Source organism: Microbacterium sp. NPDC055903, assembly GCF_053615555.1.
This window is the reverse complement of sequence record NZ_JBSHCA010000003.1, coordinates 125563-146012: the sequence shown is the minus strand read 5'-3', so window position 1 is coordinate 146012 and position 20450 is coordinate 125563. Positions and strand designations below refer to the sequence as shown.

The window sequence follows — 20450 nt, the reverse complement described above, 5'->3', positions numbered from 1 at the left end:
GTGGATCCGACGCCTTTCGAGGCCGTGCCCCAGCAGGTCTCCACCGGCTCTCTGCCCGGTTGGCCACGGGTCGAGGAGCTCGTCCGCGAGGCGCATGCGCGCTATGCCGGAGAGAACACGGGCGCGGTGGCGGACTACATCCCGATCCTCGCGGAGGCCGATCCCGCGTTGTTCGGCATCGCCGTCATCGAGGCATCCGGCGGCGTCCATGACGCAGGAGATGCCCTGCACGCGTTCTCGATCCAGTCGATCTCCAAGATGTTCGTCTACGCGCTCGCGATCGCCGAGCACGGACACGCTCTCGTGCGGGACATCGTGGGGGTCAACAACACCGGTCTCGCCTTCAACTCGGTGATCGCGATCGAGCTGAACGCCGGGCATCCGATGAATCCGATGGTCAACGCGGGCGCGATCGCCACGACGGCCCTCGTGCCAGGTGCGTCGGCGGAGCAGAAGTGGGAGCGGATCCGAGAAGGGCTCTCCGCCTTCGCCGGTCGACCGCTGGCCCTCGACGAAGAGGTCTACCGTTCGGAGGCGGCGAGCAACGAGCGCAACCGCGCGATTGGGCGGCTCCTGCAGTCCTACGGGCGGTTGTCGGGAGATCCGGACGAGATCGTGGACGTCTACACGCGCCAGTGCGCGCTCAGCGTGACGGCGCACGATCTCGCCGTCATGGGGGCAACGCTCGCCGACGGCGGTGTGAATCCCGTCACCGGCGAGCGCGTCGTCTCCGCGGACGTCTGCAGGGATACGCTCGCCGTCACCGCCTCGAGCGGGCTCTACGAGCGCTCGGGGGAGTGGCTGTTCGAGATCGGCCTCCCTGCGAAATCCGGCGTGGCGGGAGGCATCGTCGCCGTGGCTCCCGGCAAGGGCGCAGCCGCGGCCTTCTCGCCGCGGCTGGATGCCGCGGGGAACTCCGTGCGCGCGCAGCTCGCCATCGGTCATCTCTCCCGAGCCCTCGGGCTGAATCTTTTCGCATCCGCCCCCGTCCCCCGAGAGGTGCCGTCATGACCACCGCAGCCCCCGCAGCTCCCGCCCAGGAGAAGACCTCCTGGCTCCCGATGGTGAGCCTCTTCCTCGCCCAGGTGCTGATGTCATTCAACGTCGCGGCTCTCCCCATCTCGCTGGGCGGAATGGTCGACGACTTCGGCGTTGCGCCGACCGTCGCCAGCACGACGATCGTCGTCTACGGCCTCGCCGTCGCCGCCCTCGTGATGACGGGCGCCAAGCTCGGCCAGCGCGTCGGCTGGGTGCTGATGTTCCGCATCGTGATCGCCCTCTTCGCCGGTTCCTCCCTGCTCATGATCGTCTCGCCGACGATCGGGTGGGCGATCACCGGGCAGGTCCTGGCGGGAGCCGCCGCCGCCATCATCGTTCCCTCGCTGGTGGCGCTCATCGCGGAGAACTACCGCGGCGCACAGCAGGCCACCGCGATCGGCGGTCTCGGCTCCGCGCGTGCGATCTCCGGGGTCACCGCCTTCCTCATCGGCGGCACGCTCGGGACCTTCGTCGGATGGCGTCCGGTGTTCATGATCGTGCTGGCGATCGCGGTCGCGGTCTTCGTGCTGAGCTTCACGCTGCGCGGTGACCGAGGGGACGCATCCATCCGGATCGATCTCGTAGCGTCTGCGCTGATCGGTGCGGCGGTCGTGCTGCTCACGCTCGGCTTCAATAACCTGAACGCCTGGGGCGCGCTGCAGGCGACGCCGGCAGCGCCGTTCGAGGTGCTCGGCCTCTCGCCGGCACCGGTCTTCGTCGTCGCGGGCATCGTGCTCGGGCAGGCGTTCTTCCTCTGGACCCGTCGGAGGATGCGCAGGGGAGCCGTGCCGCTCATCGACCTGAGCGTGCTGCGCTCTTCCAAGGAGCGGGCCGCGGTGTACGCCATGTTCATCGTCGTCGCGCTCGAGGCATGCGTGAACTTCTCCATTCCGCTCTACATCCAGATCGTTCAGGGCAGGACGCCCTTCGACACGTCGCTGGCGATGATGCCGTTCAACCTCACGGTCTTCATCACCGCGACGCTGGTGGTGCGCTTCTACAAGCGCTACCCGCCGCGCACGATCGGGGTGTTCGGCTTCGTGCTCACCACGGCGGCTCTCGTCTGGCTCTCGTTCGTCGTCACCAACAACTGGGAGACGTTCCCGACGATCATCGGGCTCATCGTCTTCGGGATCGGTCAAGGCGCGCTCGTCACCCTCGTGTTCAACGTGCTCGTGACGTCGGCCAGGCCCGAGCTCGCCGGCGATGTCGGATCGCTCCGCGGCACCACGCAGAACCTCGCCTCCGCCGTCGGGACGGCCGTCGCCGGCGCCCTGCTCGTGTCGCTGCTGGGGCTCGGTGTGGCCGCCGCCGTCGCCGAGCATCCGGAGATCCCGCCGTCGCTGGTCGAACAGGTCGACCTGGACGATGTGAACTTCATCAGCAACGACGATCTGCGCACCGTCCTGGAAGGAACCGACGCGACGCCGGAGCAGGTGGATGCCGCGGTGGCGATCAATGAGCAGGTGCGCCTGGACACCCTGCGGCTGGGGCTCCTCGTCCTCGCCGGCGTGAGCGCGCTGGCGATCCTTCCGGCTTCCCGCCTGCCGCGTTACAAGCCGCAGGAGATCCCTGATCCCTCGCCGGTGGGTGAGTGAAGATAACGAATACATAACATACTTTCCCGAGAGCGTCGAACGGCTTCTCCCACCGGATCAACACGGGATGCCCAGGTGGGAGCGGGGTTTCGCCCAGACGAGGCGAGCAGAATCGTTGATCGTGCCCGGGACCGCTCCCGACGAGTCGCCCTGAACACGGGGTCCGGGCCGCACGACGACCCGAAAGTCGACCCTCATGCTGCATGCCCACACCTCGCGCGCCCAGGCGCGCACCGCCGCCCTCGCGCGCGCCCACGCCGACGTCACCGCCCGCCACCCGCTCGTGCTCGGCATCGCCCTGGGCGCCGTGCTGAGCGTGGCGATCGTCACGAGCTCCGCCTCCAGTGCTGCGGCGGCCGTGGAGGACCACTCCGGTGCCGTGACCGCACTCCTGCAGGTGCCGGACGGCATGGCGGATGCCACGCCCAGCGGCGCCGTATCGCTGGCACTGCCTCTCGCAGGGATCTCCGAGGACGCCGCAGCGACCCTCGCAGAGGCGCAGGGCGCCGTCTCCGACGCGCAGGCAGTGACCGCCGACGTGTCGGCGGCCGATCTCGCACTGAACGTGGAGAGCACGACGATCGACACGACGGACCTCGAGGCCGGCATCGACGTGCTGACCGACCTCGACTCCCTCCCGCCGATCGTCCAGGCCGTGCAGGTCGCCGAGGCGGCCGAGGACATCGCCCCCGTGACGGCGGCGACCGGCGCGTTGCGCACCGCGCTCACGCAGGCGCAGGAGAAGAAGGCGGCCGAGGAGCGCGCGGCCGCTGCGCTTGCCGCCGCGAACACCGTCGACGGCGCCAAGGCGACGGCGAAGCGGCTCGCGTCGAGCGAGTACGGCTGGGGCTCCGATCAGTTCTCCTGCCTGGTGTCGCTGTGGACCAAGGAGTCCGGCTGGAATTACAGGGCGTACAACGCCGGCAGCGGTGCCACCGGCATCCCGCAGGCGCTGCCCGGCAGCAAGATGGCGACGGCCGGCAGCGACTGGAAGACCAACGCGACGACCCAGATCACCTGGGGCCTGTCCTACATCGACCGCGCGTACGGCTCGCCGTGCGCCGCGTGGTCGCACTCGCAGGCCACCGACTGGTACTGATCCGGCCTGAGCCGGCGCCCCTAGGATGAGGGGATGCCCACCGAGAACAGCCGCGCCGTCTGGCGCGAAGCGCTCGGCGTGGCCCTCGCGACGAGCGCCTACGGGATCTCCTTCGGCGCCCTCGCGGTCGCGGCGGGGCTCGACGTCTGGCAGACGTGCGTGCTGAGCCTGTTCATGTTCACCGGAGGATCCCAGTTCGCCTTCGTCGGCGTGTTCGCATCGGGCGGGATCGCCGCGCTTCCCTCGGCGATCGCCTCGGCCGCCCTCCTCGGGGTGCGCAATGTCGCCTACGGCATGCGGATGTCGCCGATCATCGGTGCGGGCTTCTGGCGCAGGGCGGGTGCGGCGCAGTTCACCATCGACGAGTCCACGGCGGTGGCGATCTCGCAGGATGATCCGCGACTGGGACGTCTGGGATTCTGGGTGACCGGCATCGGGATCTATCTCGGCTGGAACGCCATGACCCTCGTGGGCTCCTTGCTCGGAGATGTGCTCGGAGACCCCCGGATGTGGGGGCTGGACGCCGCGGCGGCCGCCGCCTTCCTCGCCCTGCTGTGGCCGCGGCTGAAGCAGCGCCAGGCGGTGGTCGTCGGCATCGCGGCCGCTGTGGTCGCGGCATCCCTCACGCCCGTGATCATGCCGGGGCTCCCCGTGCTCGTCGCCGCGGTCGTCGCGATCGTGGTCGGCTGGTTCAACTGGTTCGAACGTCCCCGTGCCGTCGAGGAGAGCGCCCGATGAGCGTCTGGAGCGCCGTGCTGCTGGCTGCGTGCATCTGCGTGGCGCTGAAGGCGTTCGGCTACCTCATCCCCGCGCAGGTGCTGGAGGCTCCTCGGCCCGCGCGCATCTCCGATCTGCTCACGGTTGCGCTCCTGGCGGCGCTCGTCGCCGTCCAGACGCTCGGCGACGGCCAGGCGGTCATCGTCGATGCCAGGGTGCCTGCCGTGCTCGTCGCCGCGGGGCTGCTCTGGCTGCGGCAGTCGTTCCTCGTCGTCGTGTTCGCCGCCGCGCTCGTCGCCGCCGGGCTGCGATGGGCGGGTCTGGCCGCCTGACGCGCAGCGTCGCTCGAGGACGCACCGGTAGAATCGCCGGGTGCGCACCTGGATCTCCCGCATCCTCTCCTGGATCGCCGCCGCGCTCGTCGGCGGCGTCTTCGGCATCGCGGGAACGATCGGGCACAGCCTCGTCTGGGGCTGGGTCCCGGTCGGGATCATCGTCGGGCTCATCGCCTGCGGCGCCATCCTCATCGCGATCCGTTCGCTGACGCACGATCGCGGCGCGACGCTGGCCGCGGGTCTCGGGATGCTCGGAATGGTGACGGTGATCTCCGGAGTGGGCCCGGGCGGGTCCATCGTCGTGGAGAATACGGTCTGGGGGCAGATCTGGATCTACGCGCTCGCCGGGATCGCGCTGCTGACGATCGCGTGGCCGAACCTGCCGGCACGCAAGACCGGCCCCGCACCCGTCGCCGCCGTCCCGACGGGGGAGCAGACCCCGCTGATCACCGAGGTCCCGCGCGCCTGAACCCCGGCCTATCCGCCGGTCGATGCCCGTTCGACGAGGCGCACAGGCGCGGTGAGGTGCTCCGGTGCAGAGTCATCGCCGCTCATCCTGCTGCGCAGCAGCCGGGTGGACTGCTCCACCACCCAGTCGTTGCTCGGATCGATCGTCGTCAGCGACGGCCGGAGGTGCTCGCCGAGGACGAGGTTGTCGAAGCCGACCACGGCGACGTCGCCGGGGATCGACAAGCCCGCATCGTGGAGGGCCGCCATGGCGCCGACGGCATCCTGGTCGGTGATGGCGAAGAGGGCGTCGAATCGGAGCCCGCGTTCGAGGGCTCCGGCGACCTGTCGCCTCGCCTCTGACATCTCCTGCTGGGGAAGCTCGATCACCAGACGCTCGTCGGCGACGACACCCCGCTCGGCGTGGGCCCTGCGCCAGCCGTCCGTGCGCAGCCGCGCCATGCCCATGTCCGTGGCGGCGGCGTTTCCTCCGACGATCGCCACGGCCGTGCGGCCGCTGTCGAGGAGCGCGCCGGTGGCGAGCTCTGCCCCCTCGATGTTCGCGAGCATGACGTGATCGAAGTGGCGTGGCATCTCCTGCTCTCCGAGCAGGACGATCGGCACCTGCGCGTGCAGCCGGTCGACGTCGTCGTAGGACTGGCCGACGACGCTGAGCAGCACGCCGTCGTACATCTGCAGTCGAGCGCGGGAGACCGCGGAGAGCTCGCCCTCGCGGCTCGCGCCGCTCTGCTCGACGGCGACGTGGATGCCGTGTGCTCCGAAGGCCTCGACGTAGCGTGCGGCGAGCTCGCCGAAGTACGGATGATCGAAGCGCGGGACCACGAGCGCGACGGTGCCGGCGCGTCCTGCGCGCAGCCGCTTGGCGCTGAGGTTGACCTCGTAGCCGAGATCGGCGACGACGGCGAGCACGCGCGCGCGGGTGTCGGCGCTCACTCGAGGACGCTCGTTGATCACGTTGGAGACGGTCATGATCGACACCCCGGCGGCGCGGGCGACGTCGCTCATAGTCACAGTCGCCATCGGGGCTCCTCAGTCGGCCTCCGCGCGGGTGCGCGGGCTTCGAGACTACCCGACGCCGATGCATCATCGGAATCTTTCGTTGACCAGTGATGACGCGGGGTGTATCGTTCAAATCCCATCGATGTTGTATCGATAAAGCACTCGCTGCGCCGTGCCCGTGCGCCGGCGGTCGAGAGCTGCACCCAAGAATACGAAGGAGTGTTCATGAAGCGTTCTGTCGCCGCCGTGGCCCTGGTCGCGGCCGTCCCCCTGGTGCTCGCCGGATGCACATCCGCCGGTGAGGACGCCGAGGGCACCACATCGATCACGATGCTCTCCTGGACGGGGGAGGAGCAGATGACCCCCGTCCTCGAGGCGTTCGCCGAGGCGCACCCGGAGATCACCGTCGAGGCCTCCTACTCCCCGCCGGTCGCGGAGTACATCCAGACCCTGCAGACGCAGGTGCTCTCCGGCACCGCGCCGGACGTCTTCCTCATCGCCGCCGAGAACAAGACCAACCTCATCGACGGCGGGCACGTGGTCGACCTCTCCGGCGAGGACTTCGTGCAGAATGTCGCGGAGTTCAACATGGACACCTATGGCAGAGACGGCGCGCAGTACGGCCTCTCGCTCTCCAGCTGGGCTGCCGGCTACGCCTACAACAAGGATCTGCTCGCGGAGGTGGGTGCCACCGAGATCCCCGAGACGTGGGACGAGTTCCTCGAGCTCTGCCAGAAGCTCAAGGATGCCGGGATCACACCGTTCCTGGAGAGCGTCGACCAGATGCCCACCACGGTGTCCGCCATGATCGGCGCGAAGTCGCAGTCCATGGACCCGACGCTCGACGACGAGATCTTCTCGGGAGAGTCGACCTTCGCCGACGAGTGGACGGGCGTCCTCGAGGAATACAACCGCCTCTACACCGAGGGGCTGGTCTCCTCCGACGTCGTGGCGCTGGACGGCGACATGGTCCGCGACGAGTTCGCGGCAGGACGCGTGGCGATCATCAACGCCGGGCCGTGGATCATCAACGCGGTCTCCGAGGCCGCGCCCGACATGGACTGGGCCTTCGGCAAGATCCCTGCGATCGACGGCGGGACGCCGTTCGTCGCAGGTGCTGCGGCGCCCGGGTACGCCATCAACTCGAAATCCGACGAGGCGCACCAGGAGGCCGCGAAGGTCTTCCTCGCCTGGCTGGCCTCACCGGAGGGAGTGGAGATCTTCCAGAAGCAGACCAACGACGTGACCGTCACGAGCGACTTCGAGCCGCCGGTCAACCCGATCTTCGAGCCGATGGTCCCGTCCATCCGTGAGGGCCAGCTCTACCTGCCCATGATCGCCTGGCAGCGCGCGGAGGACGTCCTCAACGTCGAGGCCGTGGCGCAGATCCAGCGGATGATCCAGGGGCAGATCAGCCCCGAGGAGGTCGCCGAGGCTCTGGACGCGAAGCTCGCCTCTTCCTGAACCCGGTGGTGCCCGGCTGCACGTCGGCCGGGCACCGCCGAAAGGCGGATCCTCATGCATGCACTCCCCGTCGCGCCCCGCTCGCGCTCGAGCCTTCGCCGGCTCACCTCCGGCGGCTGGAAGCAGATCGCCGTCAACCAGGCGTTCCTGCTGCCCGCGGTCGTCGTCCTCGTCTTCCTCTTCCTCGTCCCCCTCGTGCAGACGTTCGCGTGGAGTCTGACCGACTTCACCGGATACGACGCCGAGGCGGACTTCATCGGGCTGGCGAACTACGTCACGATCCTCGGCGATCCGTCGATGCTGTCCGGTCTGATGTTCACCCTCCTGTTCGCCGTCGGCACCACCGTGCTCATCACGGTGATCGCCATCCCGCTGGCCGTCCAGCTGAACAAGGTCTTCCTCGGGCGCAACCTCGTCCGCTCGCTGTGGTTCTTCCCCGCCATCCCGTCGATGGCGATCCTCGGGCTCGTTTGGCGGTACATCCTCTCGCCGCTGGAATCCGGCGTCATCAACTCGATCCTCGTCGGACTCGGCCTCCCCGCCGTCGGCTGGCTCTCGGTGGATGCGCTCGCACAGCTCTCCGTGATCGTCGTGGGTGTCTGGGCGGCTGCCGGCTGGCACGCCGTGCTCTACACCGCCTACCTCCAGTCGATACCGGCCGAGTACTACGAGGTCGCCAAGATCGACGGCGCCTCTCCGAGGCAGCAGTTCTTCGGCATCACGCTTCCGCTGCTGACTCCGGCGATGGTCATCAGCACCTTCCTGCTGATGACCGGAGGTCTGAAGGTCTTCGACCTCCCCTACACGCTCACCAACGGCGGGCCGGGGTTCGCGACCTACACCATCACGCAGTCGATCATCGTCTCCGGCGTCGGCCAGGGCCGGTACGGGCTCGCGTCGGCGCTCGCCGTGATGTTCACGCTCGCCGTCGGCATCCTCTCCTTCAGCCAGCTCGCGCTGACGAAGTACATCGAACGGAGGTTCACATGACCACGCCGCTGTGGCGGAGGATCGTGCTCAGCGCGACCATGATCCTGCTGGCCTGCTTCATCGCCGTCCCGCTGTACTTCGTGCTCATCAACACCTTCAAGACGCAGGCCGACATGGTCGCGTCGCCCTTGGCGCCGCCCACGGAGCTGTTCCTCGGCAACTACCAGGAGGTGTTCTCCGATCCGCGGATGTACCGCTCGTTCCTGAACACCCTGTACGTCACCGTGGTCGCCGTCCTGCTGCAGCTGCTGGTGGGGGCGCTCGCCGCGTACGCGATGATCACCCGCACGAGCAGGCTCAACACGATCATCGCGAACGTGCTGCTCATCGGCTTCATCGTGCCTGGACAGTCCACGCTCATCCCGCTGTACCGCACGCTCGTCGGCTTCAAGCTCGTGAACGAGCTGAACGGTCTGATCGTGATGTACATGGGCGGTGCGATCTTCTGCTACTTCCTCGTGCAGGGGTACATGCGCACGCTGCCGTTCGAGATGATCGAGGCCGCGCGGATCGACGGGGCAGGATCCTTCCGCATCTTCTGGTCGGTCGTGCTTCCCCTCATCAAGCCGATCCTCGTGACGGTGGGCGTCTTCCAGACCATGTGGGTGTGGAACGACTTCCTCATCCCCACCGTCTTCATCTCGAGCCCGGAGAAGCGCACCGTCGTGCTGCAGGTCTACAACGCCGTCTCGGAGTTCACCACCGACTGGCCGATGTTCATGACGGTCTCGGTCGTCGCGCTCATCCCCATGGTCGTGTTCTTCATCTTCACCCAGCGTCACATCGTCAGCGGCCTGCTCGCCGGCGGCGTCAAGGGCTGAACCCCTCGTCCTCACGTCTTCTTCTTCCACCACCCAGGAGCACCATGTCAGACCCCCTCATCGCCGTGATCGACCTCGACCTCCCCGGAGCGACGATCAGTCGTCACCTCTACGGACACTTCGCCGAGCACCTCGGGCGGTGCATCTACGGCGGCTTCTTCGTCGGAGAGGAGTCCGAGATCGAGAACGAGGGCGGCATCCGCCTCGATGTCGTCGAAGCGCTGCGCGCTGTCCGCATCCCGAACCTGCGGTGGCCGGGCGGATGCTTCGCCGACGACTACCACTGGCGGGACGGGATCGGGCCGCGCGAGGAGCGTCCGCGGATGGTGAACTCGCACTGGGGCGATGTCGTGGAGGACAACTCCTTCGGAACGCACGAGTTCATGCAGCTCTGCGAGCTGCTCGGCGCCGATGCGTACATCTCCGGCAACGTCGGGTCGGGGACCGTCCGAGAGATGAGCGAGTGGATCGAGTACCTCACCCGCGACGACGACTCCCCGATGGCGGCGCTGCGCAGGGCGAACGGGCGCGACGAGCCATGGCGGGTGCCGTTCTGGGGCCTGGGCAATGAGGCGTGGGGATGCGGCGGGAACATGAACGCCGAGCACTTCGCGAACCTCGCCCGCCAGTACGGCACATACGTGCGCAATCACGGGGACAACACCGTCTACAAGATCGCCGCCGGTGCGAACGTCGACGACTACGGGTGGACCGAGACGCTGATGAAGGCGCTCTCGCACCTGGGCTGCGCGCACGACCCGCGCGGCTTCTACCAGGCGCTCTCGCTGCACTACTACACGATCAACGGCGAGTGGGCGGACAAGGGCGATGCCACCCGGTTCGGGACGGAGGACTACTACGTCACGATGAAGCGGGCCCAGCACATGCGCGAGATCGTCCGCGGACATGCGAACGTCATGGACAGCTACGATCCATTGCGCAAGGTCGGCCTCGTCATCGACGAATGGGGCACCTGGTGGAACGTCGAGGAGGGCACCAACCCCGGCTTCCTGTACCAGCAGAACACCCTGCGCGACGCGCTCGTCGCGAGCGTGCACTTCGACATCTTCCACGACTACGCGGATCGACTGGTGATGGCCAACATCGCCCAGACCGTGAACGTCCTGCAGGCGATGATCCTCACCGACCCCGATTCCGGCGCGCTCGTGCTCACCCCGACCTATCACGTGTTCCGGATGAACGTCGACCATCACGATGCGGCCGCGCTGCAGGTCCGCTTCAAGGGCGCGCTGCCCACGAGGAGCGTGGAGGGGGAGGAGCTCCCGCTGCTCTCCGTCTCGGCGTCCACGAAGGACGACACCGCCCTCGTGTCGCTGTCGAACCTCGACGCCGCGGACGCGCGCACGGTCGTCCTCGATCTGCGGGGTCGCGCGGTCGCGGGACACGAGGCGGTCGTGCTCACGGCGGGCGGGCTCCAGGACCACAACACGCCGGAGCATCCCGATGCCGTCGCCCCCGTCGCCCACGACGGGGTGCGCATCCACCCGCACGGTCTGGAGGTCGACCTTCCGGCGCACTCGTACGTCACGGTCTCCCTGCGACTGGCCTGAGCCGGGCGTCGTAGACTGGTCGGGTGACGTATGTGATCGCTCTTCCCTGCGTCGATGTCAAGGACCGCGCCTGCATCGACGAGTGCCCCGTGGACTGCATCTACGAGGGCGAGCGATCGTTGTACATCCATCCCGACGAATGCGTCGACTGCGGTGCGTGCGAGCCGGTCTGCCCCGTCGAGGCGATCTACTACGAGGATGATCTCCCCGAGGAGTGGCAGGACTACTACAAGGCGAACGTCGAGTTCTTCGAGGAGGTCGGCTCGCCCGGCGGCGCGGCCAAGGTCGGGGTCATCCACCACGACCACCCGATCATCGCCGCGCTTCCGCCGCAGGGCGAGCATTGAGCGTCCGCGACCTCGCCGACTACCCGTGGGACGCGGTCGTCCCGTACCGTGAGCGGGCCGCTCGCCACCCAGGCGGGCTGGTCGACCTCTCCGTCGGTTCTCCCGTCGACCCGACGCCCGCCGTCATCCGCGACGCGCTCGCCGCGGCGACGGACGCGCACGCGTACCCGCAGACCGTCGGCACCCCCGTCCTGCGCGAGGCCATCGTCGACTGGTACGCCAGGCGGCGCGGCGTCCCTGGCCTCGCCGTGCAGAACGTGCTCCCGACGATCGGCTCCAAGGAGCTCGTCGCTCTGCTGCCGACGCTGCTGGGACTGGGCGAGGGGGACATCGTCGTCCACCCCTCGGTCGCGTACCCCACGTACGAGGTGGGCGCGCTCGTCGCCGGCGCCACGCCGGTGCGCGCGGATGATCCGCAGGCGTGGCCGGAGGGGACGAAGCTCGTCTGGATCAACACCCCTGGCAACCCGGACGGCAGGACCTGGACGGTCGACGAGCTCACCGCCGCGGTGCGCCGGGCCAGAGAGCTCGGCGCCGTGCTGGCCAGCGACGAATGCTACGCGGAGCTCGGCTGGGACGGCCCGTGGGCGAGCGAGCCGGTGCCCTCCGTGCTCGATCCGCGTGCGACAGGCGGCGTCCTCGACGGCGTGCTCAGCGTCTACTCGCTGAGCAAGCAGTCCAATCTCGCCGGCTACCGTGCCGCCTTCCTCGCCGGAGATGCCGCGATCGTCGCCGACCTCCTCACGGCGCGCAAGCACCTGGGGCTCATGCCACCTGAGCCCGTGCAGCACGCGATGTCGGTGGCGCTCGCCGACGACGAGCACGTCGCCGTGCAGAAAGAGCTCTACCGGACCAGGCGCGATCTGCTGCGCCCCGCCGTCGAGGCGGCAGGGTTCCGGCTCGAGGGCTCCGAGGCCGGGCTCTATCTCTGGGTGACCGAGGGACGGGACGCCTGGGACTCGATGGCGCGACTGGCCGATCTGGGCATCCTCGCGGGGCCGGGACCTTTCTACGGACAGAGCTCGACGCAGCACGTGCGGTTGGCGCTCACCGCGCCGACGGAGCGCGTCGCCGAAGCGGCGCGGCGTCTGAACACGGCAGTTCTGTAGGTTTCGGCAGGGCAGAGCGTCGACCCTTGGCGGATGTCACAGTAGGCCGACGCGCAGACTAGGCTGTAAAGGCGATCCGGCCGAGATCCGGCCCGGTGCTCCGGCGCCATGAGACATCGCCCCTCGACGACGACCGACACGGTCGAGACAGACGTACAAGGAGGTCCGCGTGAGCGCGACGGGAGACCAGCAGGTGAAGGCGACCCTTTCGATCGGCGGAACCACGGCGGAGTTCCCGGTGGTGCGAGGCACGGCGGGCAACGACAGCATCGACTTCTCGACGCTGACGAGGCAGACCGGGTACACCGGCCTCGACTACGGCTATGTGAACACCGCGTCGACGAAGTCGGCGATCACGTTCATCGACGGCGATCAGGGCATCCTCCGCTACCGCGGCTACCCGATCGACCAGATCGCGAAGAACTGCAGCTATCTCGAAGTCGCGTGGCTGCTGATCTACGGCGAGCTGCCCACACCCGCGGAGCTCGCGGACTTCGATGAGCGCATCCGCCGTCACACGCTCCTGCACGAGGACCTCAAGCACTTCTTCTCGGCGCTGCCGCACACCGCCCACCCCATGTCGGTGCTCTCCAGCGCCGTCGCCGCGCTCTCCACGTACTACGAGGGCCAGACCGATCCGCACAACCCGGAGCACGTCGAGCTCAACATGGTGCGGATGCTGGCGAAGCTTCCCGTCATCGCCGCCTACGCGCACAAGAAGAGCGTGGGGCAGGCCTTCCTCTACCCGGACAACTCGCTGAGCTTCGTCGACAACTTCCTCAAGCTCAACTTCGGCGTGCACTCCGAGCCCTACGAGGTCAACCCGGTGATGTCCAAGGCGCTCGAGCTGCTGCTCATCCTGCACGAGGACCACGAGCAGAACGCCTCCACCTCGACCGTGCGTCTGGTCGGATCCACCGGGGCGAACCAGTTCGCCTCCATCTCCGCGGGCATCCAGGCCCTCTCCGGGCCGCTGCACGGCGGTGCGAACGAGGCCGTGCTGACGATGCTCGGCCAGATCCGCGACTCCGGTCAGAGCGTGCAGCGCTTCGTGGAGAAGGTCAAGAACAAGGAGGACGGCGTCAAGCTGATGGGCTTCGGCCACCGGGTCTACAAGAACTACGACCCGCGCGCCAAGCTCGTGAAGGAAGCGGCCGACGAGGTCCTCGCCTCCCTCGGCGTGAGCGACCCGCTCCTCGATCTCGCCAAGGAGCTCGAGGAGATCGCCCTCGCGGACGACTACTTCAAGGAGCGCCGCCTGTACCCGAACGTCGACTTCTACACCGGCGTCATCTACAAGGCGATGGGCTTCCCGACGCGCATGTTCACGGTGCTGTTCGCCATCGGGCGTCTGCCTGGCTGGCTGGCGCAGTGGCGCGAGCTGAACCTCGACCCGCAGACCAAGATCGGCCGCCCGCAGCAGCTGTACACGGGCGCGCCGGAGCGGGCGTTCCCCACGCGCTGAGCAGGACGACAAGAAGAGCGGATGCCGGACGGCATCCGCTCTTCTTCGTTCTCCGCGATGTTCTCGGACGGATGCCGGGGTCAGCGCCCCTGCGAGCGCCGACCGCCCTGCCCCTGCGGGCGCTGAGCGCCCTGGCCGCCCTGCGCGGGGCGACGACGGCGACGGCGGGCCGGGGGAGTGCTGGCGGAGCCGGGCTCCTTCGACGCGGCGCGGGCGGGCGACGGACGCTGCGGGCGCTGGGCCTGCTGCACGGGGGCCGGCTTCACGTGCGGGGCCTTCTCGCCCACGAGACCGCTCACGGCATCTGCGGTCACCGGCTCGAGGTCGGCGCTGATCTTCGCCTTGCGGAGCAGGTCCTTCACGTCGCGGCGCTGCTCGGGCAGCACGACCGTGACGACGGTGCCGGCAGCGCCCGCGCGCGCGGTGCGGCCGGAGCGGTGCAGGTACGCCTTGTGCTCGACGGGGGGATCGACGTGCACGACGAGGTCGACGTTGTCCACGTGCACGCCGCGGGCGGCGACGTCGGTGGCGACGAGGACGCGCACTCCGCCGTCCGCAGGATCTACGGAGAATGCGCTCAGGTTGCGTTCACGGGCGTTCTGCGAGAGGTTGCCGTGCAGATCGACGGCGGGGATGCCCGAGGCGGTGAGCAGCTTCGCGAGCTTCTTCGCCTGGTGCTTCGTCCGTGTGAAGAGGATGCGACGGCCGAGGCCGGAGGCCAGGTCGTTCACGAGGACCTTCTTCCGGTCGGCGTCCTCGACGAGGAGCACCCGGTGGGTCATCTCGCCGACCGGGACGCTCGCCTCGTCGACCTCGTGGCTGACCGGGTTCGAGAGGAACCGGCGTGCGAGGGTGTCGATGCCTCGGTCCAGCGTCGCGCTGAAGAGCAGGCGCTGGCCGCCCTCCGGTGTCGCGGTGAGGATGCGCGTGACACCAGGCAGGAAGCCGAGGTCGGCCATGTGGTCGGCCTCGTCGAGGACGGCGACCTCGACGGCGTCCATGTGGGCGACCTTCTGCTTCATGAGGTCTTCCAGACGACCGGGGCACGCCACGACGATGTCCACTCCGCCGCGGAGCGCCTGCTCCTGCGGGCGCTGGCTGACGCCGCCGAAGACCGTCGTCACGGTCAGGCCGGATGCCTTCGCGAGCGGGGTGATCGTGGCTGCGATCTGGGTGGCCAGCTCGCGGGTGGGCGCGAGGACGAGGCCGCGCGGGTGACCGGGGCGGGTGGTACGGCGGGCTGCCGCGAGGCGCGCGACGAGCGGCACGGCGAACGCGATCGTCTTGCCGCTGCCGGTGCGGCCGCGACCGAGCAGGTCACGACCGGCGAGGGAGTCGGGAAGGGTGTCGCGCTGGATCGCGAAGGCCTCGGTCTTGCCGTCGGCGGCGAGCGCTTCGGCGATGGGCGCTGGTACGCCGAGTTCGAGGAAAGTGGGCATTGCAGTACTCCGTCAGCGCGCAGATGAAGGCGCGCGATAGCTGGGTGTGAGGTGGGCGCGTCCGCGGCCAGAGGCGGCCGCGCGACGATTCGCCGTGCGAAAGGCCAGTCGATGCTGGTGGTGGGAGCTGATCGTGCTCGCTTCGGTCCTCAGAGACCCCGTGACGACGACGTGGCTGCCCGAAGGGGCAACCAGCCGAGTCTACCAGCGCGCGGCTGTGTGAGGCCCCAACGGCGTGGCGGGCGGCGCGTCAGGCGTGCAGAGCGTCGTTCAGGGTGACACCCACGCCCGCCCGCTGCCGCGCCTCGACCGCCCCGGTGATGGAGTTGCGCAGGAACAGGAGACCGTCGCGCCCGCTCAGCTCGGCCGCCTTCACGGTCTGCCGGCCGCCGTCGGCGGTGCGCGGCGCATCGACGAGGACGATCTTCGATGCGGCGGTGACGTAGAGGCCCGCCTCCACGACGCAGTCGTCTCCGAGCGCGATGCCGATGCCCGCGTTCGCGCCGAGCAGCGTCCGCTCGCCGATCGAGACGCGCACGGTCCCTCCGCCGGAGAGCGTGCCCATGATGGATGCTCCGCCGCCGATGTCGCTGTTCGCTCCGACCACGACGCCCTGCGAGATCCGGCCCTCGACCATGACGGGGCCGAGCGTTCCGGCGTTGAAGTTCACGAAGCCCTCGTGCATCACGGTCGTGCCAGGGCTCAGGTGCGCCCCGAGGCGCACACGGGATGCATCCGCGATGCGCACGCCGTCGGGCTGGACGTAGTCGGTGAGCCGGGGGAACTTATCCAGGCCCTGCACCTGGATGCCGTGGCGCTGGAGCAAGGGCCGCAACCGGGCGGCATCCGCGGGCAGCATCGGTCCCGCCGTCGTCCAGGCGATGTTGGGCAGATGGGCGAAGATGCCGTCCAGGTTCAGCTCGTTCGGGCGCACGAGCAGGTGGGACAGCGCGTGCAGGCGGAGGTAGGCATCGGCGGTGGAGGACGGGGCCTCATCGAGATCGATCCGCAGCTGCACGAACTCCGTGCGGACGTTGCGGCGCTCGTCCGCATCCTCGAGGGATGCGTAGGTGGACGCCGCTGTGGCGGCGGACGCGGCGTCCTGCTCACCGGCGCCGACCTCGGCGTACCAGGCATCGAGGACGGTGCCGTCCCCGGCGATCGTGGACAGGCCGACACCCCAGACGGTACGCGCGTTGCTCATGCGACAACGCTATCGCGATCGACGCGACGCGCGGAGCCGTAGGCTGGTCGTCATGGTGCTCGATCTGACCGCTTCCTCCGTCGACCTCACCCGCGCGATCTGCGATGTGCACAGCGTCTCGGGGGACGAGAAGACGCTCGCGGATGCGATCGAGGAGGCCGTCGGAGCGCTGACCCACCTGGAGGTCAGCCGACACGGCAACACGATCGTCGCGCGGACGGACCTCGGCCGAGCGCAGCGAGTGGTCATCGCAGGGCACATCGACACCGTCCCGATCAATGACAACCTCCCCACCAGAGACGTCGTCGTCGACGGCGTGCCGTTCCTGTGGGGCAGGGGCACCGTCGACATGAAGGCGGGCGTCGCCGTGCAGCTCAAGCTCGCCGCAGAGCTGACGGATCCCGTGGTCGACATCACGTGGATGTGGTACGACAACGAGGAGGTCGCCGCCTCCCTGAACGGGCTCAACCTCCTCGCCGCCGAGCGGCCTGATCTGTTCCGGGCGGACTTCGCGATCCTCGGCGAACCCTCCGGCGGCGAAGTCGAGGGAGGCTGCAACGGGACGCTCCGCGCCGTCGTGCGCACCCATGGCGTCAGGGCGCACAGCGCACGGGCGTGGGTGGGCGAGAACGCGATCCATCGTGCGGCGCCGATCCTGGCGCGGCTCGCCGAGTACCGTGCGAAGGAGGTCGCCGTCGACGGGCTCCTGTACCGCGAGAGCATGAGCGCGGTGCGCATCACCGGCGGAGTCGCGGGCAACGTGATCCCGGATCTCTGCGAGGTCGAGGTCAACTACCGCTTCGCTCCGAGCAAGAACGCTCAGGAGGCTGCGGCTCATCTGCGCGCCGTGCTCGCGGGCTTCGAGGTCGAGATCACGGACGCCGCCGACGGCGCGCGCCCCGGCCTCGACGCCCCCATCGCCGGTGACTTCCTCGCCGCCGTCGGCGCCCAGCCCAGGCCCAAGTACGGGTGGACGGACGTCGCCCGGTTCTCGGCGATGGGCGTGCCGGCGGTGAACTACGGCCCCGGCGACCCGCATCTCGCCCATCATGACGAAGAGCGGGTGCCGCTGGCTCAGATCGAGGCCGTCGAGCGGGGGCTCCGCGCGTGGCTGACCGCGCCCTGATCAGCGCGGCGCGGCGGTGGGCGACGATCCCGGTCGCTGCGCGTATCGCTGTCGTCTATCTCGTGGCGCGCGTCGTGACGACGCTGTTCCTCCTCTCCGCCGCGTCGCTGTCAGGGCCGATGTCGCGGTTCGGCGCGGACGCCGGTCTGGGCGACCTCGTGCTCGGCTGGGATGCTCAGTGGTACTGGCTCGTCGCGGTGGAGGGCTATCCGGACACTCTTCCGCTCACGGAGAGCGGCGAGGTCGCGGAGAACGCCTGGGCATTCATGCCCGTGTTCGCATATGCGGCGAAGGGGCTCGGCTTCCTGCTCGGATCGTGGGGTGCAGGAGCGTTCGTCCTCGCGGTCACGGCGGGCTACCTCGCCTGTCTCGCCCTGTACCGTCTCCTGCACGAGCGGATCGGGTCCTCGGCGGCGCTCTGGGCGGTCGCGTTCTTCGCTGCGGGTCCTCTCGCGGCGATGTTCCAGGTCGGGTATGCGGAATCGCTGTTCCTGGCGCTGCTGCTGACGGCTCTGGACGCCGTGTCGCGCCGGCGCTACGCGCTGGTGTATCCGCTCGTCCTGGTGATGGCGTTCACCCGGCCGGGCATCCTCGCCTTCGCGCTCTACCTCGGCCTGCACGGCATCCTCCGCTTCGTGCGCAGAGCGCAGGAAGCGCTGCCCGCCCGCCACGTCGTGCACATCGTCGCGCTGGGGGCCCTCGCCACGACGACGGGCTTCGCCTGGCAGCTGATCGCAGGGACTGTCACGGGCGATCCCGGTGCGTATCTGGCGACCGAGCTCGCCTGGCGGCGGAACTGGGGCGTGCATGCGGGTGGCTTCATCCCGTTCGACGGCTGGGTGCAGGCGGCGCAGTTCTGGTTCGGGCAGTGGGGCCTTCCGGGATGGTGGGGGATCGTCTTCCTGTGCCTGCTCGTGCTCGCCGCCGCGGCCGCGCTGCTCCTGCTCCCTGCCGTGCGCCGACTCGGGCCGGAGCTCCGACTCTGGAGCGCGAGCTACCTCGTCTATCTGCTGGCGGTGTTCTTCCCGCAGTCGTCGACCTTCCGGCTCCTCCTGCCCCTCTCGCCGCTGTGGGGTGCGGTCGCGGTGCCGCGCAGCCGGCTCTCTCGCATCTGTGTGCTGCTGGCCTGCCTCATCGGCCAGTGGGCATGGATCTACGCGATGTATGCCCTCGCCAACACGTACTGGCAGGTTCCCTGACGTTCATGACGGTTTCTTCCCGCTTTCCGCGCGGCGGGGACCGCTACCGATAAACTTGTCGCATACCACCGAGGAAAAGGAGCCACGATGGCAGCGATGAAGCCGAGGACCGGAGACGGACCTATGGAGGCCGTTAAGGAGGGGCGACTCATCATCGTGCGCGTTCCGCTCGAGGGCGGGGGACGCCTGGTCGTTTCAGTCAACGATGCCGAGGCGAAGGAGCTTCACGACGTGCTGGCCGGCGTCGTGAACCCGGCCTGAGCTCGTTCAGCACGAGAGAGGGGCGAGGATCTGCGGATCCTCGCCCCTCTCTCGTGTCTACGGGGGCGTTTCAGTCGGTCTCGGCGACGCTGATCAGCTGCAGCAGGCCCTCGCCTGCGGGCGAGAGGGAAGCGAGCACCGCGGCGGACTGCTGGGTCTCCTGGATCAGCGAGCGGAACCCCGCGGTCACGGCGTCGCGCTGCACGGGATCGGCCACTCTGCCTCCAGCGAGCACCCTTGGCACCAGCACCATTCCCCCCGTGCGGACCAGTCGGAGACCGTGCTCGACGTACTCGACGGCGTTCTCCGCGTCGGCGTCCACGAGCACGATGTCGTAGGAGCCCTCGTTCATGCGGGGGAGCACATCCGCGGCGCGTCCCGTGATGAACCGCGCTCGGGTCGTCGGGATGCGAGCCTCGGCGAACGCCTGGCGGGCGGCGGCCAGATGCTCCGGCTCATTGTCGATGGAGGTCAGCACGGCGTTCGGCGCGCCGCGCAGCAGCCACAGACCCGAGACACCGGCACCCGTGCCGACCTCGACCATCGTGCGTGCGCCGACGGCTGCGGCGAGCACGGAGATCTGCGCGCCGAGCACGGGGCTCAGCGGTGCAGCGCCGATCTCGTCCGCACGCGCTCTGGCGCGGACGATCGTGTCCGGCTCCACAGTCGCCTCGCGGATGTATCGCGCGTTGGCGTCGTTGTCGCTCATGGCTGCTCCCGTGCTCGTGTCCATCCAGATTATGCGCCGTGAGGTGAGACGCAGGGCAGGCGCGGCGGGGTAGCCTTGAGCCATGAATTTCGGGCTCGACTTCGAGAAGCTGCTGGTGATCGGTGTGATCGCCGTGCTTCTGATCGGGCCGGAACGTCTGCCGCACTACGCGGAGCAGTTCGCGAAGCTCGTCCGCCGTGCCGGCGAGATGCTCCGCGACACCAAGGCCAGGGTCCAGGAGGAGATGGGGCCGGAGGTCTCCGACGTCGACTGGAAGAAGCTCGACCCCCGCCAGTACGACCCGCGCCGCATCATCAGGGACGCGCTCTTCGAGGAGCCCGCGCCGGCGGCTCCCGGCGCGAGGACCGTGATCGCCGAGGCGACCCCCGTCGATCCGGTGTCTGTGGCAGGCGGAGCGTCGACGGCGTCCGCGGCGCCGCGTGTCTTCACGCGTTCGTCTCCGCCGCCGTTCGACCCTGAGGCGACCTGAG

21 protein-coding genes are annotated in these 20450 nt (G+C 69.0%); 17 read left to right on the top strand and 4 right to left on the bottom strand.

Going from position 1 to position 20450, the window contains the following annotated elements:
- From glsA to ACWGJP_RS14475, 6 genes are all read left to right on the top strand, one after another.
- Positions 1-1011: a glutaminase A gene (glsA, locus tag ACWGJP_RS14500; protein WP_452330509.1), complete on the top strand. Its 1011-nt coding sequence runs from the start codon at positions 1-3 to the stop codon at positions 1009-1011.
- Positions 1008-2636 carry an MFS transporter gene (locus ACWGJP_RS14495; protein WP_452330508.1) on the top strand — a complete coding sequence of 543 codons (1629 nt, stop codon included), beginning with the start codon at positions 1008-1010 and terminating at the stop codon, positions 2634-2636. Before glsA ends, ACWGJP_RS14495 begins: the two co-directional genes overlap by 4 nt.
- A gap of 196 nt (positions 2637-2832) precedes the next feature.
- On the top strand, positions 2833-3735 hold the full coding sequence (locus tag ACWGJP_RS14490) for an aggregation-promoting factor C-terminal-like domain-containing protein (protein ID WP_452330507.1): 903 nt from the start codon (positions 2833-2835) through the stop codon (positions 3733-3735).
- Between the two features lie 33 nt (positions 3736-3768).
- The gene (locus ACWGJP_RS14485; protein ID WP_452330506.1) at positions 3769-4473 is read left to right on the top strand and encodes an AzlC family ABC transporter permease; all 705 of its coding nucleotides are present in this window, start codon (positions 3769-3771) and stop codon (positions 4471-4473) included.
- Positions 4470-4784 carry an AzlD domain-containing protein gene (locus ACWGJP_RS14480; protein ID WP_452330505.1) on the top strand — a complete coding sequence of 105 codons (315 nt, stop codon included), beginning with the start codon at positions 4470-4472 and terminating at the stop codon, positions 4782-4784. Before ACWGJP_RS14485 ends, ACWGJP_RS14480 begins: the two co-directional genes overlap by 4 nt.
- 40 nt (positions 4785-4824) lie before the next feature.
- Positions 4825-5256 (top strand): histidinol dehydrogenase, encoded by a 432-nt coding sequence (locus tag ACWGJP_RS14475; protein WP_452330504.1) that lies wholly within the window; start codon positions 4825-4827, stop codon positions 5254-5256.
- A gap of 8 nt (positions 5257-5264) precedes the next feature.
- Here ACWGJP_RS14475 and ACWGJP_RS14470 read toward each other — a convergent pair whose 3' ends face one another.
- Entirely contained in the window at positions 5265-6275 is a 1011-nt protein-coding gene (locus tag ACWGJP_RS14470) for a LacI family DNA-binding transcriptional regulator (RefSeq protein ID WP_452330503.1), read from the bottom strand.
- Between the two features lie 204 nt (positions 6276-6479).
- Between ACWGJP_RS14470 and ACWGJP_RS14465 the strand changes: the two genes are divergently transcribed.
- The 7 genes from ACWGJP_RS14465 (at position 6480) to ACWGJP_RS14435 (ending at position 14021) form a co-directional block, all read left to right on the top strand.
- Entirely contained in the window at positions 6480-7718 is a 1239-nt protein-coding gene (locus tag ACWGJP_RS14465) for an ABC transporter substrate-binding protein (RefSeq protein ID WP_452330502.1), read from the top strand.
- Between the two features lie 54 nt (positions 7719-7772).
- On the top strand, positions 7773-8708 hold the full coding sequence (locus ACWGJP_RS14460; RefSeq protein ID WP_452330501.1) for a carbohydrate ABC transporter permease: 936 nt from the start codon (positions 7773-7775) through the stop codon (positions 8706-8708).
- Positions 8705-9529: a carbohydrate ABC transporter permease gene (locus ACWGJP_RS14455; protein WP_452330500.1), complete on the top strand. Its 825-nt coding sequence runs from the start codon at positions 8705-8707 to the stop codon at positions 9527-9529. Before ACWGJP_RS14460 ends, ACWGJP_RS14455 begins: the two co-directional genes overlap by 4 nt.
- Before the next feature lie 44 nt (positions 9530-9573).
- The gene (locus ACWGJP_RS14450) at positions 9574-11100 is read left to right on the top strand and encodes an alpha-N-arabinofuranosidase (protein WP_452330499.1); all 1527 of its coding nucleotides are present in this window, start codon (positions 9574-9576) and stop codon (positions 11098-11100) included.
- 23 nt (positions 11101-11123) lie between these two features.
- Positions 11124-11447, top strand: a complete 324-nt coding sequence (fdxA, locus tag ACWGJP_RS14445) for a ferredoxin (RefSeq protein WP_452330498.1) — start codon at positions 11124-11126, stop codon at positions 11445-11447.
- The gene (dapC, locus tag ACWGJP_RS14440) at positions 11444-12556 is read left to right on the top strand and encodes a succinyldiaminopimelate transaminase (protein WP_452330497.1); all 1113 of its coding nucleotides are present in this window, start codon (positions 11444-11446) and stop codon (positions 12554-12556) included. The genes fdxA and dapC overlap by 4 nt, the downstream gene beginning before the upstream one ends.
- A 169-nt stretch (positions 12557-12725) precedes the next feature.
- Positions 12726-14021, top strand: coding sequence for a citrate synthase (locus ACWGJP_RS14435; protein WP_452330496.1), 1296 nt, complete (start codon positions 12726-12728; stop codon positions 14019-14021).
- A gap of 80 nt (positions 14022-14101) precedes the next feature.
- Here ACWGJP_RS14435 and ACWGJP_RS14430 read toward each other — a convergent pair whose 3' ends face one another.
- A complete protein-coding gene (locus tag ACWGJP_RS14430) occupies positions 14102-15460 on the bottom strand; it encodes a DEAD/DEAH box helicase (RefSeq protein ID WP_452330495.1) in 1359 nt (452 codons plus the stop codon).
- A 250-nt stretch (positions 15461-15710) separates the two neighbouring features.
- Positions 15711-16664 carry a 2,3,4,5-tetrahydropyridine-2,6-dicarboxylate N-succinyltransferase gene (gene dapD, locus ACWGJP_RS14425; RefSeq protein WP_452330494.1) on the bottom strand — a complete coding sequence of 318 codons (954 nt, stop codon included), beginning with the start codon at positions 16662-16664 and terminating at the stop codon, positions 15711-15713.
- A 52-nt stretch (positions 16665-16716) separates the two neighbouring features.
- On the opposite strand from dapD, the gene dapE reads away from it, so the two are divergent.
- From dapE to ACWGJP_RS14410, 3 genes are all read left to right on the top strand, one after another.
- Entirely contained in the window at positions 16717-17790 is a 1074-nt protein-coding gene (dapE, locus tag ACWGJP_RS14420) for a succinyl-diaminopimelate desuccinylase (protein WP_452330493.1), read from the top strand.
- Complete coding sequence (locus ACWGJP_RS14415; RefSeq protein ID WP_452330492.1) at positions 17772-18989, top strand: hypothetical protein; 1218 nt, start codon at positions 17772-17774, stop codon at positions 18987-18989. Before dapE ends, ACWGJP_RS14415 begins: the two co-directional genes overlap by 19 nt.
- An 87-nt stretch (positions 18990-19076) precedes the next feature.
- Complete coding sequence (locus ACWGJP_RS14410; protein WP_241926059.1) at positions 19077-19250, top strand: DUF3117 domain-containing protein; 174 nt, start codon at positions 19077-19079, stop codon at positions 19248-19250.
- Positions 19251-19320: 70 nt separating this feature from the next.
- Here the strand turns inward: ACWGJP_RS14410 and ACWGJP_RS14405 are convergent, their stop codons facing one another.
- On the bottom strand, positions 19321-19959 hold the full coding sequence (locus ACWGJP_RS14405; RefSeq protein WP_452330491.1) for an O-methyltransferase: 639 nt from the start codon (positions 19957-19959) through the stop codon (positions 19321-19323).
- Between the two features lie 82 nt (positions 19960-20041).
- Here ACWGJP_RS14405 and ACWGJP_RS14400 point away from each other — a divergent pair, with 82 nt between their 5' ends.
- Entirely contained in the window at positions 20042-20449 is a 408-nt protein-coding gene (locus ACWGJP_RS14400) for a Sec-independent protein translocase TatB (protein ID WP_452330490.1), read from the top strand.
- The last annotated feature ends 1 nt before the right edge of the window (position 20450 follow it).